The sequence below is a fragment of the Photobacterium carnosum genome, assembly GCF_002849605.1.
Classification (GTDB): Bacteria; Pseudomonadota; Gammaproteobacteria; order Enterobacterales; family Vibrionaceae; genus Photobacterium; species Photobacterium carnosum.
Genome location: NZ_NPIB01000004.1, coordinates 83,791 through 101,812, shown reverse-complemented (window position 1 = coordinate 101,812; position 18,022 = coordinate 83,791). Strand labels below are relative to the sequence as shown.

The window sequence follows — 18,022 nt, the reverse complement described above, 5'->3', positions numbered from 1 at the left end:
GATAATCACTATTATCCTAGGTTTTACAGTCGATGTAACCTTAAATAATAAAATTAGCCAAAGAATGCTAATTAGTCGCTATTATTAATAGGTATCAGGAGGATCTTATGAAATTAATCTTATTCTATGACAGCAGTTGTCCACTCTGTGTTACTGAAATGCGTCAACTACAAACACACAATAATCATCAACAGCTTTTGTTTGAGGATATTCTTGCACCTGATTTTAATCAACGTTTCCCTTATATAAAGATTACTGACGCCTCAACAATATTACATGGTTTATATTTCCCTGATCCTCAACAATCACCCCAATTATTACTTGGACTTGATGTCACTTGCCTTGCTTGGAAATCAATAGGAAAGAAAAAATGGCTAGCATTACTGCGCTGGCCTATCATTAGTTTTTTTGCCGATAAATGTTATTTATTTTTCGCCCGTAATCGCTACAAAATTTCCTATTTATTTACGGGAAAATCACGCTGTAAAAATTGCAAAATCAATTAGTAATAATCCACTAAACTGACAAAGAAGCTTACTTGAGCCATCGTGACAAGCAGCAACTCATATCGAGAGTCAAGGGTGTGCCATTATCATGATAAGTACACAGATTATATCCATTTCCTGCCCTTAAATTACGTATAAATAAACAGATAAAAAAACGGGCGAGTTACTAAGTAACTCGCCCGTTATAATGTCTGATTACGCTACGATTAACGTAGGATCATTTGTTCGCGCTCAGGACCTACTGATACCATTTTAACTGGCACACCCATTAGTTCTTCAATGCGAAGTACGTACTGTTGTGCACCTTCTGGTAGTTCTTCAAACTTACGGCAACCCGTAATGTCTTCATTCCAACCCATCATTTGCTCATAGACTGCTGTTAGAGATGCAGTTTGAGGCCAAATTGGGTTTTCAGTGTGGTCACCGTTGTAAGCAACACAGATCTTAAGATCTTTCATACCACTTAGGCAGTCAATCTTAGTTAATGCGATTTCTGTTGCTGCTTGTAGTTCAACACCATTACGTGTTGCAACTGCATCAAAGTAACCCATATCACGTGGACGACCTGTTGTTGCGCCGAATTCTTTAGCATCTTCACGGAATTGGTCTTGATCTTCCATTGCGGTGATCAACGTACCTGTACCTACTGAAGAGCTGAATGATTTAGCAACAGCAATAACGCGTTCAGGGTGAAGTGCTGGTAAACCACTACCGATACCTGCATAAGCTGCAGTTACGTTAGATGATGTTGTCCATGGGTATTCCCCATAAACTAAGTCACGGCCAGCGCCTAACTGTGCTTCAAACAATAATGTTTTGTCTTCTTTTTGTAGTGCTTTTAGTGGCTCAGTAACGTTACAAATACTGTCACGCCAAGGTTGAGACACTTCAAGAAGCCACTCTGTCATTTCTTCAGCAGTTTGCGTAAATTCCATTGAAGGATATAACGCTTTAAGCTGTGGCAGTTTCCAATCCATCATGAATTGAATACGCTCAAGAAGTACTGCAGGCTGATTTAACCAACCAATAAGAATACCCTTCTTCATTACACGGTCGCCATATGCAGGTGCGATACCTTGACGAGTTGAACCGTAAGCACCAGCGCCGAGACGTTCTTCTTCTAGCGTATCTTCTAGTGCGTGTAATGGTAGACATAGTGTTGCACGATCAGAGATGCAAAGTTTCACATCAACACCAGCGGCTGCAACTTCTTCAATTTCTAGGCTTAATTTCTCTGGGCTGATAACCATACCAGGGCCTAAAACAGCAATACAATCTGGGTTAAATACGCCGCTTGGTAATTGGTGTAGTTTAAAAGTACCAAAATCATTAACAACAGTATGACCTGCGTTATTACCACCTTGAAAACGAATACTAGCTGAAGCTTGGTCTGCTAAGAAATCAACAATACGACCTTTACCTTCATCACCCCAGTTAGCACCAACAACAACAATAGACGACATAATTAACTCTCCTTAAAAGCGATGTAGCTATCCTATGCTCAATAGCTCAATAAAAATAATTAATAATCGTTATTAACTTGATAAGAATCTCTTATATGGCGTACATTATCCATTGTCTTTATTCAGATAATATTGCAAACAGTAATAACATCGAAACCAAATAGAAGGTAAAAATGATAGATTTGCATTGGCTCAATACATTCGTTGCACTTTCTAAACATCAACATTTTGGAAAGACAGCTATTTCGCTTCATATGACTCAACCTAATGTCAGCCTTCATATAAAACAATTAGAACAAACAACACGAGTAAAATTAATTGAAAGAAATCCATTTCGCTTAACACAAGCGGGTGAGCGGTTACTGAAAAGCGCTGAAAACACCTTAATGGAATTACAAATTTGCCAAGCTGATCTGAATGCGATTAACGAACTCAACCAAGGTACACTGACAATTGCTGCCAGTGATATTATCTCGCGATTGTTACTTATCAGTCCATTTCAGGCGTTTAAAAAAGAATATCCGGGTATCGATTTATCTCTTTTTAATACCACCTCGTCACAAGCAACAGAGCTCGTAAAAAGTGCCAAAGCTGATTTGGGATTTGTGATTGCCCAGAAAGAAAGCCAACCATTACATTTTATGGAATTACGCCAAGTTAAATGGTGTGCGTTAGGTAATGGCTTAAAACGTTGGCAACAATTATCACAAGATCCAGAAGCGATAATTGAACAGTCGGCTCTTGCCGCAGATGAACCAACATTAATTTTATTGGGTCACGATACCCGTACTCGCGAATTAATTGATTTAGCATTACCCAGCTTACAACTCGCTAAGTATCATGTGATGGAAGTCAGTAGTGTTGATGCTCAAATTGATTGGGCAGAAGCGGGATTTGGGGTAGCTATTGTTCCTAGTTTTTCATTGCATTCGAAATTACATCTACAAACAACCATTACACCGTTACCACATTTCCCGACCACGAGTCTTGGCTATATAGTGCGTCAGAATCAAGTCTTATCACGCGCAATCAAGCAGTTATTACGCTGGGTAGATGATGAAATTCAACGGTCACAATAATTAAGCAATGGTTAACAACATAGTAATAATGGCAAGACAAATAAACTAATATCTATTATCAATAACAAACCCTGATATCTATACTTAATAAAAAGACATCAGGGTGTTTTTTTATAAATTAATCATCATCAGTTTGCTTAAGAGTATAAGCATCGGCTAAATCACCGGTAATACGCTGACCTTTTTGATCAAGTCGGAAAATACGGCGCTCACCCACAAAATATTTCACAGACTTGTTACTGGTAAGATTCAATGTGATGGTATCACCATGATCATTCCACTTAAAGTTACCTTTATTAACAAATGGCTTCGTCTCTTTACCTTGGTAGGTTTCATTTAAAACAAATGTACCGTCTTTATTTAAGGTTAAGCTCGTCTCAATACCAGAACAATCACCACAAGGCTGAATGCCGTTATATTCACCCATCCAATCTAATGAATTTTGTGCCGTATGCACGTCAGCTTGTTTTGCTGTGGAAACATTAGCGCTGTTTTTTGCTTGATCACAACCTGCTAATGCAAGTACAACCATCGCGGCCAATAAATATTTTTTTTTCACCGTAAACTCCTTGTGAAAAAAGAATAACCGAGCACTCAATTAATAATGCTCGGCTTCTTAATGTGAATATCAATATTTTTATTACTTTATTATATTGATTAATTTGTTAGATCAGTTACTTTTTTCTCTGCTGAATCAACAGATTTATTCATCATATCAGCGGCGTCATTTATCGCTGATTTAGTTTTATCAATAGTGCTATCTTTTACTTCTGTCGCATTATTAGCAGCATCAGTCGCTGCATTTTCCATCACAGCCTTAGTATTATCTGCCGCTTCTTTCGATGCATCAATAGCGTTAGTCGTTGCATCTTCTGCGCTATCTTTTAGCTCAGAGGCTTTATCTTCAACAACATTAGTCGAGTCAGATACTGCCTGCTTAGAATCAGCCATTGCCGCATCAGAACTATCGACTACGCTATTTTTCATTTCTTTTGCTTTATTCACTGCGTCGTTAACTGTATTTTTTACAGCGTCTGCAGAATCATTTACCGCTTTCTTCGTTGAATCAAGCACTGCATCCGTTGTGGTAGCAGCATCCTCTTTTACCTGTGTTGCTGTTGCCTTTACTGAAGCCGCAGATTCTTTTGCCGAATCGTGACTTGCTTGATCACAACCAACAAGCACTAAACCAGCAATAGCGATAGCAATAATATTTCTTTTCATATCAACTCCTGTAAAATCCACCTTAAAATATAACCTTAACAGTATCTACTATTAGTTTGAGAAATATATCTAGTTAACGTCATGTCAAAGTCAATAATAGGTCATTTTTTTTGGTTCTGCGGTATTAAATCTGTTTTATTTATAAAAACAAAATCATAAATATGAGAAATTATATTCATCTCTATTAATATCCATTTTTAGACGTAAAAAACAATAAAGCAGATCACACCTTGACAACAAAAATAAGACTATTAAATACTTTATTAATCAATAATAGTGATAATAATAAAGATCACATAAAATAAACCTAGAATGATTATTATCAAATAATATATATACCAACGGTGAACATACTGTCATTTTATCATCAAGAAACTTTCGCTGGAAAATGAATAACAGTTCCTTCAGCGGTTAATATATCAATAACTAATGGCGTTCCCTGTTGATCAAGGAATAATTCACCAATAGCACTCTGATTAATTAGCCGATGATGGCCCGCGATGTCGGGATCCCGTTTTTCAATCAATAATCGCTTACGTTTAGTAAACCAGTTCAGGGGCGAATGTGGACTATAAAGACCCCGATCCATCAGATCGCAAAATCGCAATAATCGAGTTGGAAATTCATTTTTCAGCCCACTACACGTTATTTGAAAGATTTTAAACTGCCCTTTCAAATTACGTAGCGTAATATCATAAGCAAAAGAATAATGAACATCGCCCGATAATATTATAAATGTCGTTGGGGTTTTAGTATGGGTAAAAATACTTAATAACGTATTGGCAGAACCTGGATGAGCCATCCAATTTTCAGCATCAACCACTAAAGGTTGTCCTAATAACGTCATCATTCGTTGTAACGTTTCAATAAATTTAACCCCAAATATAGGGGCTGCAGAAACAATGATGACTGCAGGTTCATGTAATAATTCTTGCTGCAATTCAATCAATGCTTCCCAATCCATTAATCCTGAGGGGCGATTGGGATGTGATTCTGAACGCCAACGACGTGTACGAGTATCTAACACCACAATCTTTGGCACTGTTGCGATTGTATAGTGCCAATCTTCAAAACGATAAAAATACGCAGCCAGTGCATCATGCCTCTCAGCTGTTGGTTGCTTAAAAAACGTTCGTGCTAATGCTAAACAAGATGGCGTGAATTTTTCGGGCGCATTCCCCCAGCCTTGACATAACCAATAGCTAATTAAAGCATTACCAATAATACGGCGTGAAAATAAATTATCGTAAGCTGCTGTTTCCCAACGTCGATTAAGCTGAAAATCATCAGTAATATCATGATCATCAAAAATCATATACGTTGGGATATGCGCCATTAATCGACGGACATTATCAAGCCCTGCAACAAAATCATCAATAATAGGTGCTTCATGTTGCCATGTTTGCTGCCACTTAAGCGAGACTGCAACACCTGCATTACAATATCCATTACGCACAAAACGGTCACGATCAACAAATTGCCACAATGTTGGTGACCACACCAATAAATACATCGCAAAAAATTCACTGAAACTAATTAAATGATTTTCACATTCACGCGAGCTAAAAATAGGCTGAGTCGTTGTCGGCAAACAACGTCGCCACCAACTTTCATTATTAACATAATGCGGTAGTAATTTATCACGACCATAAATATTATGTGGATGTTGATACAACGCAGTAGTATCCGCAATTGTCGCTTGTTCAAAGGTCTCATCAGGTAAACCTAACAATACCGTTATTTGTTCAATTGCATCCAACATTGGCCCTGCAACATGATCGGCATAAATTTGATCGCCACTCATCATTAATAAGCTCGGGCGATCAATTGCAGCTAACGTACTCACTTTATGATCAGCGGCAACTAAACTGTCTTTACTTGGGTAATGCGGATTACGACACGAACCATGTAATACATAGTCAGCCCGTTGTTGAATGACGACACTTAAACGAGATTCATCGCCATACAATAAATTAGGGACTAATTCAGTTAGTAAGCCTTCAACTGTCGTTACTTGATATTCAAGTGGTGTATCTTGCGGGAAATTACCCTTAAAATGCGCGAGTACAACCCACGCATGTTTACCAATTTGAATTTGATGAGAAGCGTCAAATTTTGCCTCATAAAAAGGTGTTTCACTTGATCCCATGAAAACACTAAAATCAGCTTCAAATTGACGCGTTGTCACTAACCAGAATGTTAATTCTTTTGCGGTTGCTTTACGTAAAATAGGCCCCGCTACAATTAATGGTAGGGGATCTCTTGCCACCGTGTTCTTCATTTTTTTTCTACCATCTCTAAATCAAAAATTGCTAGTTATGTTGTGCGAACATTGTTTTAAGTTCTTGATACATCCAACGTAATACTGGGCCATTACCTTGATCACGTCGTTTTACTAATCCCATATCAATCCAAGGCGAGGTTGGAATATTTTCAATCGATAACCGCACTACCCCATCTTTAAATATTGAATAATTAAACACATGATCAGGCACAAACGCCCATCCCATATTTCTCAACACAAATGCCGTGATCGAATAATAACTATCAATATGCCAATAGTTAGCTGAGAGTGCATCCGTATGGTAATACCCCATTCGATCACAAATTAATAATTGTCGATATTGGCCTAACTGCTGCATCGTGGGTGCTGATACTGTTGCTAAAGGATGATTTTTAGCCACAATTAACGATGAATTAAATTCACAAATAGGGGTAAACTCTAAACTATTAGGCAGTGTTTTACTGAAAAACAAAATCCCTAAATCAGCGGTTAAGTCGTCAACTTGACTTGCGATATCATCTTTTGAACCACTGATAATAGTCAACTTTAGCAGTGGAAAAGTAACGGCTACGCGCTCAAAAAACTCTTCAAATACGGTTGTCGGTGTCGCCTCATCCATTGCGATCGTGAGTGATACTTCCTCACCTTTCGTTAATGTTAACGCCCGCGATTGTAATCGGTCGCATTGTGCTAAAACCACTTTTGCTTCTTCATACATCTGCTCGCCAGCCGGCGTTAACACCGGTAAACGGGCGCTACGATCAAACAAATCAAAGCCTAAATCAGCCTCAAGATTACTAATTGCGGTACTGATACGTGATTGTGCTTTGCCTATTCGCCGAGCGGCACCTGAAAACGATCCCTGTTCTACTGATATAACAAACGCATTGAGCTGATCTAATGTCCAATCCATAACAGTTTAAACCATCCGAAAATAAGATAGATATTATCTTTGAACAATCTAAGAAACAAGGATAATACCGTTATCAATATCATGAGGCATCTTATGCAAATTACTCACTTACCACCGCCAACACTCACTATCAACCAAAATTTTTGGCGTTATGCTATTCCATCTATAGCTGCAATGTTAGTCACTGGATTATATCAAATTGTTGATGGTATTTTTGTTGGCCACTATGTGGGTTATCAAGGATTAGCGGCGATTAATATGGCATGGCCGATTACCTATTTATTATCAGGTTTAGGTTTGATGATCGGTATTGGTAGTGGCACACTGATCTCTATCGCTAGAGGGGAAAATAATTCACAACATGCACAGCGCGCATTAGATCATGCGGTACTATTAATTGCCGTAGTTAGTACTATTGCATTAGTGTTATTTGTTCATTTTGGTGAAACATTATTAACGATCCAAGGTGCTAACCACTCCATAAAAACACTAGCACTGCAATATGTTCAAAGTTTTGGTTGGGCGGCATTTGTGACTATTTTTGCTGGTGCAATTCCAATGATTATTCGTAATGATGATAGCCCTAAAATAGCAACTGGCTTATTAATTACGGGAGCATTAACCAATATTGGATTGGATTATCTCTTTATTGGTGTCTTCAACTGGCAATTACAAGGTGCTGCGATTGCGACTATTATTGCTCAAGCCATTACAGTTATAGGCGGGATCCTCTACTTTTGTTCTTCATATTCACCGCTTCGTATCCGTTTAACAATGATTAATATTCAATTAAACCACTGCTGGAAAATCGTTAGCCTTGGTTCATCAGTATTAATTATGTACCTCTATACGAGCTTTGTTGTTGCACTACATAATTATCAATTTATGCAATATGGTACTGAACTAACAGTCGGAGCATTTGCGATTGTCGGCTATATGATGACATTGTATTACTTAGTCGCTGAAGGCATTGCAGAGGGCATGCAACCACCAGTCAGTTATTACTATGGTGCTAAACAACCAAGAAACATTAAGAAAACAACATACTTAGCAATTAAAGTCACCATTATTGCAGGTATCACATGGTTTGCATTACTGTACAGTTTCCCACGCACATTGATTGGATTGTTTAATAGCGGTAATGCCGCATTGACATCAGAAGCGGTGGGTGGCATTCAATTACACTTATTTGCAATGTTTTTAGATGGCTTAATTGTCCTTGCAACGGTGTACTTTATGGCGGTAGATAAAGCAGGCAAAGCGTTAGCTATTTCAGTCAGTAATATGTTAGTACAACTTCCTTTTTTATACTTTCTACCACAATGGCTAGGCGTAAAAGGGGTCTGGTTATCAATGCCACTATCAACTGTTCTACTCAGTTTTATTGTTATTCCTATGCTGTGGTTAGATATTCGTCAGCGTTGTCGAGAAAATACAGCTGATATTGAACCATTAATACTTCAGCCTTAATTTTCGATATCACGTTAATATCTGTCATTGAATTATTACCATTATAATTTTTTGACAGGTATTTTCTTTATAACTGCCGTTCCAATCCATAAATAACGTTATATTATCAGTATGATAGTTATCTATTTTATCGCTTGCAAAAAGCAAAGCAAAATAAATATTCAATAAAAAATATAAAATAAAACCTCTTATTTATAGGAAAATATGCATGTAATAAGAAAATATATCAGCAATTGATAATATACATGACATATAAGATACTACGCTATTGGCTTAATATTTGCTTATTTTTAAGAATAATAATCAATTTTGAGGCAAGAAATATAATGCATTCACTAATATCTAATTCAATGTCATTACAAATTGGGGCACTTCAAGATATGCAGCGCCAATTAACAACGACGCAATCTGAAGTATTGATGGATTTAATCCAACGTCAAACAGGTCAAATTATATTTTCAGGTATCGGTAAATCAGGTCATATTGCCCATAAAATCACAAGCTCAATAAAAAGCCTCGGCATTAATGCAACATTCCTTCATGCAAGTGAGGCCATGCATGGTGATATAGGGCCATTAAAGCGTCATGATCTGGCTTTTTTGATCTCCAACTCTGGAGAAACCCCTGAAATACTTGCACTACAATATCAACTTAAGCAACGCAAGATCCCTACTATCACGTTAACTCGAAATCATACTAATAGCGTCGCTATGCAAGCCGATCTAAATCTTATTGCAGGTTCATCAATAGAAGCAGATTCTGACAGTATATTACCGACATCTTCAACAACTTGTGCATTGGTTATGGGTGATGCTATCACTATTGCCATTGCTAAAAATCATGCATTTTCTAAGACTGTTTTTGCTAAAAATCATCCCCATGGCAACTTAGGATTAAATGCGTTAAAGCCACTTAAAACCCAATTGCAATCAGTACCTATTATTAATACAGATACCCCATTACAACAGGTATTATCTCAATTATTATCAGGCCATCAAGGATGTGTACTCGTCGGTAGCCAACAACAACTCCAAGGCCTAATTACCGAAGGCGACCTTAATCGCGCTATCTCTCGTAACCCTCAACATTGGCAAAACATTCCAGCAAAGGAAATCATGTCGGTCAATCCAATAACCTTAAATGACAATCATACGGTACATGATGCAGAACAACTTATGCAACAACACAATATTAATACTATTGTTATAGTATATCATAACAACATTCAGCATATCTCAGGTGTATATACTCGTATTTACAGGAAGAAAATATGAAAATAATTGCAGTTGTTCCAGCAAAAGGTAATAGCGATCGCATACCATCAAAAAACAGTCAACTACTTGATGGTAAGCCTTTATTTATCAATATGTTAGAAAAATTAGTAAAGTGTCCATCTATTGATGAGGTATGGCTTGATACTGATAGCGAGCAATTTATAGATATCGCTAGCGAGCTTCCTATTCACATCATGAAACGAGAGCCTCAGCTAGCCAGTAACACAACCGATGGTAATGCTTTATTTTTAAATGAAGTTTCCCATATTGATGCTGATATTTATTTACAAGTACTATGCACCAGCCCATTTATTGAAATTCAAACCATTGAAGATACCTTAGCAACACTCATAAGCAACCCTGCATATGACAGTGCCGTGATGGTAAAAAAAGAAAAACAATATTTATGGAATAATAACCAACCTAGTTATGATATTGAGCATATACCCAATAGTGTCGATCTGAATGATACGATCATAGAAACCATGGGTATGTATATTATGTATCGTGACCATGCGCTTACATTAAAACGACGTATAGGTAATAATCCTTACCTTATCTACGCAACACCAATAGAAGCCATTGATGTTAATTGGGCTGAAGATTTTCAACTAGCCAATCTCATTGCTGCTGGAATACGAGAACAAGAAAATCATTTATTACAAAATATTTCAGCATCAATATCGAGTGCAATATTGTCAGATATATTAGATGAACTCGGTTACCCAAACCAAGTCATAAAAAAACTTAAACCTTATACCCCGACAAAAATTTTTGGCCGTGCAAAAACCTTAAAGTTACGTAAAAAACACCAAGACGAATCACCCGCAGGTATTTACAATGCATTAAATACCTATAAATATATTGTCCCTAATGACATTATTGTTGTTGAAAATGAAATTTCAGATTATGCCTATTTTGGTGAATTAAATGCAAATTTAGCCATTAGAGCAGGAGCTATCGGAACCATTATTGATGGTGCAACCCGTGACAGCCAGAATGTCGCAAACTTGAATTATCCTGTATTTTCTAAAGGTTATAACTGCCAAGATGTTAAAAATAGAGCGGTAGTTGAACATTTCAACAAAACAATTACGCTTGATAATGTAACTGTTGAGCCCAATTGTCTTATTTATGCCGATAATGAAGGCATTGTTATTGTACCGCAGCAAGTCGAACACCAAGTAATTGAACGGGCTCTTACACTCATCCGTAATGAGCGACATATTTTAAATGACATATCCAATGATATTCATGTTGATGAATTGGTGGCGAAATATGGCTTCTTCTAATGCTCCTTTTTTTTCGATTGTAATACCGATCTACAACGTAGAAGAGTATCTATGTGATAGCTTAAAATCGGTATTACTACAAAGCTTCTCAAATTTTGAAGTACTCATGATTAACGATGGCAGTAAAGATAACAGCGTTAATATATGCAAACAATTTATAGAAAAAGATGACCGATTTCGGCTTATCGAGCAAGAAAACCGGGGCCTAAGTGGCGCTCGAAATACTGGTATTCGTCATGCTAAAGGCACGTTTATTGCTTTTTTAGATGGGGATGATTTGTGGCATAAAGATAAGTTAAAAGCCCATTATTATTTACATCAATTAAATTCTGATGTGTCGATGAGTTATAGTCAATCGAAACTAATAAACATGGATAATGAATCTATTAACCTACAACAGACGCCTAAAATAAATAACATCACAATCAGTGATCTTTATTGCCGAAATCCTATCGGAAATGGATCATCTGCCGTCATTAAAACAGTCGTCTTAAAAAAAATTGGCTTTTATTGTCAAAAACACCATTCTGATATGCAATTTTTTGATGAATCATTAACCCAATCTGAAGATGTTGAATGTTGGATGCGGTTATTTACCATCACAAATCTGAAAATGAAAGGATTAGCTTACCCACTAACTGTCTATCGAATAAATATTCAAGGATTATCGTCTGATTATAAAAAACAACTCTTGAATTGGTTAAAAATGAACACTAAAGTACGAAACTATAACCCCAATCTAATTAAACAATATAGACATAAAGCACTCGCTTATCAGTTACGATATATTTCACGCTGGGCTATAATAAAAAACAAAAAGAAAGAATCTATCTGTTACATATTTAAAGCTATACGGATCTATCCTAATATATTAATTGAAGAGCCAACGAGAACAATTGTTACTTTAGGATCTAGTCTACTCTTAATTATATTACCTAAGACGGTTTTTCATCGTCTCTTCACTTTCGCACAACAAAAGCTTGGCCGTTATCTTCAAAGTCAATCGCATTAAGATCACAGCGATAAGAACATGCTCTTAATGACATTCCAATAAATAACCATCCTGGCCACATCAGATATGATAATATTTCAATATTTTCAGTAAATGAATACATTAAAAAAATAAGAATAACAAAAAATCCGGCCAAATAATCACGTCGAATAAAACTTTTAAAAAACAAATATACTGTCGTTAGTATTAAAGGAACTACATATAATAAAAGTCCTATGATACCTTTTATAAATAATAAACCAATAAACGTATTATGACTTCCAATTGGCATAAATTGAACGATATGAGGCCCTCGCTCAACATTCCCATGACCAAACCAAAAAGACTCATTATACCAACGATATAGCCCAATATTATTTAATGTTTTCCTTATCATACTAGAATCAGATCGCATACTATTTATATAATTGATTGAATCTAATATACCTCCAATTATTTCCTCGCTAAAAACCCCAAATATCAAAATAGAGAAAAGAAGAATAAATAAAATATAAATAATATCAAAAAAACAACTAATAAAATAAACAAATAATAATATGAGCAAGATTATCACTCCAGCTCTAGATTCAGATAATAATATCAAGGTGATAGAAGAAAAAATAGCAATATATTTTAACCTGTCAGAATCTCTTGGTAAAATAATTGATAATGCTAATAATGCATAAAATGCTAAGGCTGGTGACCATGGTGCAAATAATTGCCAGCGTGGTAATCCTGTATTTATATCATTCCAGTACAACCATACTTTGAAAAATTGCTCGCCACCACCGCCGAATATTTTTAAAGGTGAAATGTAAAGCAACGTTGGAAAATCAAGAAAAGCCACAATAATAAGAAGTGGTGATATTAATAAACTTTGCCATAATATATTAATTACCGCTTGTTGTAATATATAATACCTTATAGGTAAAATAGCACCAATAAAAATAAAAACACCAATTAATGCCCATCCTTTTGCCCAACCAATCGTTGATTTAATCGTCATTAATAAACTATGTCCAGTATTGAACGACCCAATAACAACAACAATTTCAATTAATAATATTGAAAACAACCAAAGCATTGCTAAATAATGAATTTTAACTTTATGATTAAATATAATTGTTACTGCATGGTATAATAAAAACCAAGCTAAAACAGGTCCAACTAAATATAATCCACCAAGTAAATATAATGGATAAGTAAGCACTATAGTGTAATATATTATTTTTTCATCTATATTTTTAAATGTTGTTTTTTGTAAAATAGACATAAAATAACAATCCAAATAATAGTTGCGATAATACCGATAATAATAATTATTATATGCGTATATTTCCCTTTTTCATTTACTATTTTAGCCTCTTCCCATAATTGAATGTCAGGATAAATATATTCAGCATCATCAATATAAGCTTGCTCATTACTTAATTTAGAAAAATATATTGCCTCATGGAGTTCTAGCTTTTTAGTTAACATCTCTAATTGGTTTTGTTTATCTAACATCTCTATTAATGTATTTTTTAATGTTTTTATCTCAATATCAATTTGATTAAATTCATTAACTATTGTTTGATATTCTATTTTGTTTAGCACATAAACTTTAAATATTTCAGAACGCTCATCAATATCTATATTTAAAATTAATCGTTTTGTATTATTGTCATTTAGACCTTTATTTAAAAAAGATAGCCTATGATTTATATTTTTTGTTAACTGGCGATATTCTTCTTTTATATTTTTAAAATCAGGATTATTCGCACCACTAACAGCGGCTAATAATGAAAGTTTTGATGATACTTCAGCTCTTTCTTGATATAGCTGTTTCAAAATATAATCTGAATTAATATATAGAGCTAATGATGCGTCTTCTGCTGTTAACTTTAAAACTTTCTCAAATTGTTCTAGTTTTGTTTTTAATGATATAAGTTCAATTTTTTTATTACGAAAAACATCATCTAGTTTATATAACTTTTCAGAGTAATAGTTATTAGAATCATCATGCAAAATATTATATTCAACTCTAATGTTTTTTATTTTTTCTGTTAACAAGTCTATCTTAAATTTAGAATTGTCAATTTTACTTTTATTAGATATATTTCTAAACTCAATATATTTAATTCTATGCTCTTCTATTTTACTATTTAAGTTATGTAATAATGAATCTAGCATTGATACCAAGTTTTTCTTATGATCACTAATCATCGAAATTTTAATTAATGGTGTTTGAGGTACATTAGTAATTTTTGGTACGGGAATATTAACTAATAGTACATCAAGATCATGAGCAATGCTTTCCCTTAATTCATTACTCATAATAATCTCTTTATATGTTTCTTTAGGATCTATTTTCATATTAGAAAAAATAGATTTATTATTTGTTGTCATCTCACCAATACTTAATAACTTTAACCGTGTATCTGATTGAGAAGATGGAAATATAAGTGTTAATCTCCCTTCATATTTATTTTTCAATACTAAAGACCCAAGAAGTACTCCCCAAATAAAAGTAAAACCTATAATAAAAAATAGAATATTATATTTTAATGCTTTAATTACCATCCTATTAGTCCATGCATAAGAGTAACTGGCAATAATGTTTGCGTTAATGACTTAATAATAGCTAAATAATTTGTCATCCCTGAATCATAACAAGCCATCTTGTCTCCATTCATTAAATAAGGATTATAATGCGGATTATTTCTATATTTAATTAAATCATAAGTACTAATTTTTAATGCTACTAAATTATCATTATTATTTAGTGATGTTATTAATAAAACACCACGATTACTATTTGTTGACTCAGTACCTCCCATACAATTAGCCCCAAAGGCGGCATCTATAAGCCGAGAACCATAAGGCATTTCTCTCGTATCACGATTAATATTACTTAAATTATTATTTTCTGCTGGTATTGTTGTATTAGATAAAAATAGTTTAATACCAATTGGGGTTATTTTCGACACTCGTATCAAATCTACATCGACACATGATGCGGATCCTATATAAATTTCATCACCGTTAGCTAATGGAATATCTTTAAAGCTACCATCGTTTAAAATACCATTAAGATCAATTGTATAACTTACCCCATCACGCACTAATCTGACATTTGTTATATCAGCCGTCGGTTTTATTCCTCCTGCTAGTTTAATCGCTAAAGTAAGCATCTTATCCTCTGTATGAGAAATACCTAAATCTTTATAATGGTTTAATAACGGATCATTTTTATTAATAATAATAAAACCAGGTTTAAATACAGCCCCATTTACTTTTATTGAAATTGGAGCATATTTTATCACCGTAATAACAGAGTAAAAACTAGCCTTCTTAAAAACTTTATTATTCACATAAGAATAGCGTATATTATCACTTAGTTCATCAATTGATAATCCCTCAGCTTTTATTGGCTCAATCCATGGTAAATATATTTTACCATTTGATTTAATGATATAATCTTTTGATAAAATCACATTATTCATTATATTAACATTTAATACATCACCAGATGATAATATTTCATTTGTATTAAATATCTTCGTTAAATTTTGTTGAGTTATCATTCCATTGACATTACTATTTTTATTTTGTCGTAATAATGTATTATTACAATTCTCGTTGCAATAATTCAAACAATTAGTTGCACTATAACTATTAATAGTATTTTTACTTGTACAACCCAATAATAATACAATCATTACTAAAATAGTCATTAATCGCATTACATTGCTCCTCTCGCACTAAGTACTGCAGGAACTGTTTTTATTAAAATAAGTAAATCTAGCATTATATTTCTAGTTACAACATAATGTAAATCCAACTCAAATTGTTTATTACATGATAATTCAGAACGCCCAGATATTTGCCATAATCCTGTCATACCTGGCTTTATTAACAATCGTAATTTATGAACTTGAGTGTATTTTTCAACTTCTTTCTCTAAAGCAGGTCGTGGCCCAACCAATTTCATTTCACCTTTTAATACATTAAGAAATTGAGGGATCTCATCCACAGAAAACTTTCTTAACCAAAAACCAAATTTTGTTATTCTTGGATCTGATTTGTTTTTATATCTTATTCCATCACTCACATACCGTTTAAATTCCTCTTCGTCTAAAATGATATTATTGTCCATTGTTGTATATTTATACATAGTGAAACGTTGACCATTTTTTCCAACTCTTACTTGTTTAAATATTGGGTTTTTCCGTTCTGTAATAAATAATAGACAATACAAAATGGTATGGAATGGAGCCCATATCATTAATGCTATAAGAGAAATAACCACATCAATGGTTCGTGATAAAAAATTCAAACAAAACATTCGAATATCTAATGCATGTGATACATTCCAAAAAATAAAGTTGGCGTTACCTACAACATACCTGTTCCATAACCTTTTTGGCTCTTGATATAATCGATATAACCATTCAAAACCAACCTGTCTAATCAATAAAGGTGCACGTCGTACCTTACCTGCATAGAAATCAAACATTCCTCCCACACAAATAACAATATTAACTGATAAATATTTATAATTATCAACAACCCATTGCTCTTGTATCGGCGTTCCAAAACCAACAAATAAAATCTGAGCTTTTGATTTATTAATATAATCGATAACTAATTGATCATTATCAAAAAAACCATGATGGCTACCAGCAATATTTAATTTTGGATATATATTTTTAAATCTAGTTAATGCTTTTTTAGAAATCTCTCGTTCACCACCAAGAAAAAATACTGACCAATTTTTTTGTGCTGCTAATTCTAAAATCTTTGGGCTAAAGTCAGTACCATTTATATTATCACCAGGCAAAATACCTTTAAGTTTTAACGCCCATTTAAGACCAACGCCATCAGGTAGTACTAAATTAAATTTAGATAAATTTTCACGATAATGATGACTATCTTTAAGCTTATTTAAACAATCAGCATTAACATAACCAATTAAGCTTGGATGTTTCTTCGGTATCGCTATAATTAGCTGTTGGATTATTTTTAAGGCTACATTTTGATGACCATTAAAGACTTCGATACCAAACCATTTTATTCGCTGATTGATTGGTTTATCGACTACTTTAAACAATAAAGAATAGGCATATAGCAATGGGTATATGCATTTTTTCCACCAATAAATTTTTAACTCTACATCATCATTTAAATGATGATATTCAATAGGCTTAATACCTAAATTTTCATGTATATCTCGTGCAGAAAAAGCACCTACATATTGATTATCACTGCTGTATGCTATTTTTGGAGAATAACCAATAAGATGTAAGTCTCCTTTTACGACAGCTAAGAGTCTTGCTAATCGACTGGTCTCACAAAATCGATAATCAAACCCACAACAATATTCATAACGGCTTAATACTCGCCCACATAAGCTATAGTTTTGAATCGCGTAGCAAACCCATACGGGAAAACTAACTACACTGTATAGCAGTGCTATTAAACGATCGAGTATAGATACATCCGTTATCGTAACTCTATTAATCACTCTATTCATAACACTACCTA

The 18,022-nt window shown here is 34.2% G+C and carries 15 protein-coding genes; 6 read left to right on the top strand and 9 right to left on the bottom strand.

The genetic code is table 11. From position 1 onward, the window contains the following. Positions 1-107: 107 nt before the first annotated feature. Positions 108-506: a thiol-disulfide oxidoreductase DCC family protein gene (locus CIK00_RS05565; RefSeq protein WP_101767929.1), complete on the top strand. Its 399-nt coding sequence runs from the start codon at positions 108-110 to the stop codon at positions 504-506. A gap of 206 nt (positions 507-712) precedes the next feature. Here CIK00_RS05565 and CIK00_RS05560 read toward each other — a convergent pair whose 3' ends face one another. Next, positions 713-1,969 (bottom strand): adenylosuccinate synthase, encoded by a 1,257-nt coding sequence (locus CIK00_RS05560; RefSeq protein WP_101767928.1) that lies wholly within the window; start codon positions 1,967-1,969, stop codon positions 713-715. A gap of 173 nt (positions 1,970-2,142) precedes the next feature. Between CIK00_RS05560 and CIK00_RS05555 the strand changes: the two genes are divergently transcribed. Continuing rightward, a complete protein-coding gene (locus CIK00_RS05555) occupies positions 2,143-3,048 on the top strand; it encodes a LysR family transcriptional regulator (RefSeq protein ID WP_101767927.1) in 906 nt (301 codons plus the stop codon). 118 nt (positions 3,049-3,166) lie between these two features. Here the strand turns inward: CIK00_RS05555 and CIK00_RS05550 are convergent, their stop codons facing one another. The 4 genes from CIK00_RS05550 to CIK00_RS05535 all read right to left on the bottom strand — a co-directional run bounded on the left by CIK00_RS05550 (position 3,167) and on the right by CIK00_RS05535 (position 7,469). Then, positions 3,167-3,607, bottom strand: a complete 441-nt coding sequence (locus CIK00_RS05550; protein ID WP_101767926.1) for a copper resistance protein NlpE — start codon at positions 3,605-3,607, stop codon at positions 3,167-3,169. Between the two features lie 98 nt (positions 3,608-3,705). Next, positions 3,706-4,272: a hypothetical protein gene (locus CIK00_RS05545; protein ID WP_101767925.1), complete on the bottom strand. Its 567-nt coding sequence runs from the start codon at positions 4,270-4,272 to the stop codon at positions 3,706-3,708. A 367-nt stretch (positions 4,273-4,639) separates the two neighbouring features. Then, positions 4,640-6,553 carry a metallophosphoesterase family protein gene (locus tag CIK00_RS05540; protein WP_101767924.1) on the bottom strand — a complete coding sequence of 638 codons (1,914 nt, stop codon included), beginning with the start codon at positions 6,551-6,553 and terminating at the stop codon, positions 4,640-4,642. A 31-nt stretch (positions 6,554-6,584) separates the two neighbouring features. Beyond that, the gene (locus CIK00_RS05535) at positions 6,585-7,469 is read right to left on the bottom strand and encodes a LysR family transcriptional regulator (RefSeq protein ID WP_101767923.1); all 885 of its coding nucleotides are present in this window, start codon (positions 7,467-7,469) and stop codon (positions 6,585-6,587) included. A gap of 93 nt (positions 7,470-7,562) precedes the next feature. On the opposite strand from CIK00_RS05535, the gene CIK00_RS05530 reads away from it, so the two are divergent. The 4 genes from CIK00_RS05530 (at position 7,563) to CIK00_RS05515 (ending at position 12,517) form a co-directional block, all read left to right on the top strand. Then, positions 7,563-8,939, top strand: coding sequence for an MATE family efflux transporter (locus CIK00_RS05530; protein ID WP_193435454.1), 1,377 nt, complete (start codon positions 7,563-7,565; stop codon positions 8,937-8,939). 326 nt (positions 8,940-9,265) lie between these two features. Next, positions 9,266-10,213, top strand: coding sequence for an SIS domain-containing protein (locus CIK00_RS05525; protein WP_167388520.1), 948 nt, complete (start codon positions 9,266-9,268; stop codon positions 10,211-10,213). Further along, on the top strand, positions 10,210-11,505 hold the full coding sequence (locus tag CIK00_RS05520) for an RraA family protein (protein ID WP_101767920.1): 1,296 nt from the start codon (positions 10,210-10,212) through the stop codon (positions 11,503-11,505). The genes CIK00_RS05525 and CIK00_RS05520 overlap by 4 nt, the downstream gene beginning before the upstream one ends. Then, positions 11,492-12,517, top strand: a complete 1,026-nt coding sequence (locus tag CIK00_RS05515; RefSeq protein WP_167388519.1) for a glycosyltransferase family 2 protein — start codon at positions 11,492-11,494, stop codon at positions 12,515-12,517. The genes CIK00_RS05520 and CIK00_RS05515 overlap by 14 nt, the downstream gene beginning before the upstream one ends. Here the strand turns inward: CIK00_RS05515 and CIK00_RS05510 are convergent. From CIK00_RS05510 to CIK00_RS05495, 4 genes are read right to left on the bottom strand one after another with little or no spacing between them, the layout of a single operon-like run. Continuing rightward, a complete protein-coding gene (locus tag CIK00_RS05510) occupies positions 12,465-13,769 on the bottom strand; it encodes an O-antigen ligase family protein (protein ID WP_101767918.1) in 1,305 nt (434 codons plus the stop codon). The two genes, CIK00_RS05515 and CIK00_RS05510, sit on opposite strands and share 53 nt — an antisense overlap. Continuing rightward, on the bottom strand, positions 13,733-15,058 hold the full coding sequence (locus CIK00_RS05505) for a GumC domain-containing protein (protein ID WP_101767917.1): 1,326 nt from the start codon (positions 15,056-15,058) through the stop codon (positions 13,733-13,735). The genes CIK00_RS05510 and CIK00_RS05505 overlap by 37 nt, the downstream gene beginning before the upstream one ends. Beyond that, the gene (locus tag CIK00_RS05500) at positions 15,052-16,221 is read right to left on the bottom strand and encodes a polysaccharide biosynthesis/export family protein (protein WP_101767916.1); all 1,170 of its coding nucleotides are present in this window, start codon (positions 16,219-16,221) and stop codon (positions 15,052-15,054) included. The genes CIK00_RS05505 and CIK00_RS05500 overlap by 7 nt, the downstream gene beginning before the upstream one ends. Continuing rightward, the gene (locus CIK00_RS05495) at positions 16,221-18,011 is read right to left on the bottom strand and encodes a WecB/TagA/CpsF family glycosyltransferase (protein WP_101767915.1); all 1,791 of its coding nucleotides are present in this window, start codon (positions 18,009-18,011) and stop codon (positions 16,221-16,223) included. Before CIK00_RS05495 ends, CIK00_RS05500 begins: the two co-directional genes overlap by 1 nt. Positions 18,012-18,022: the final 11 nt, after the last annotated feature.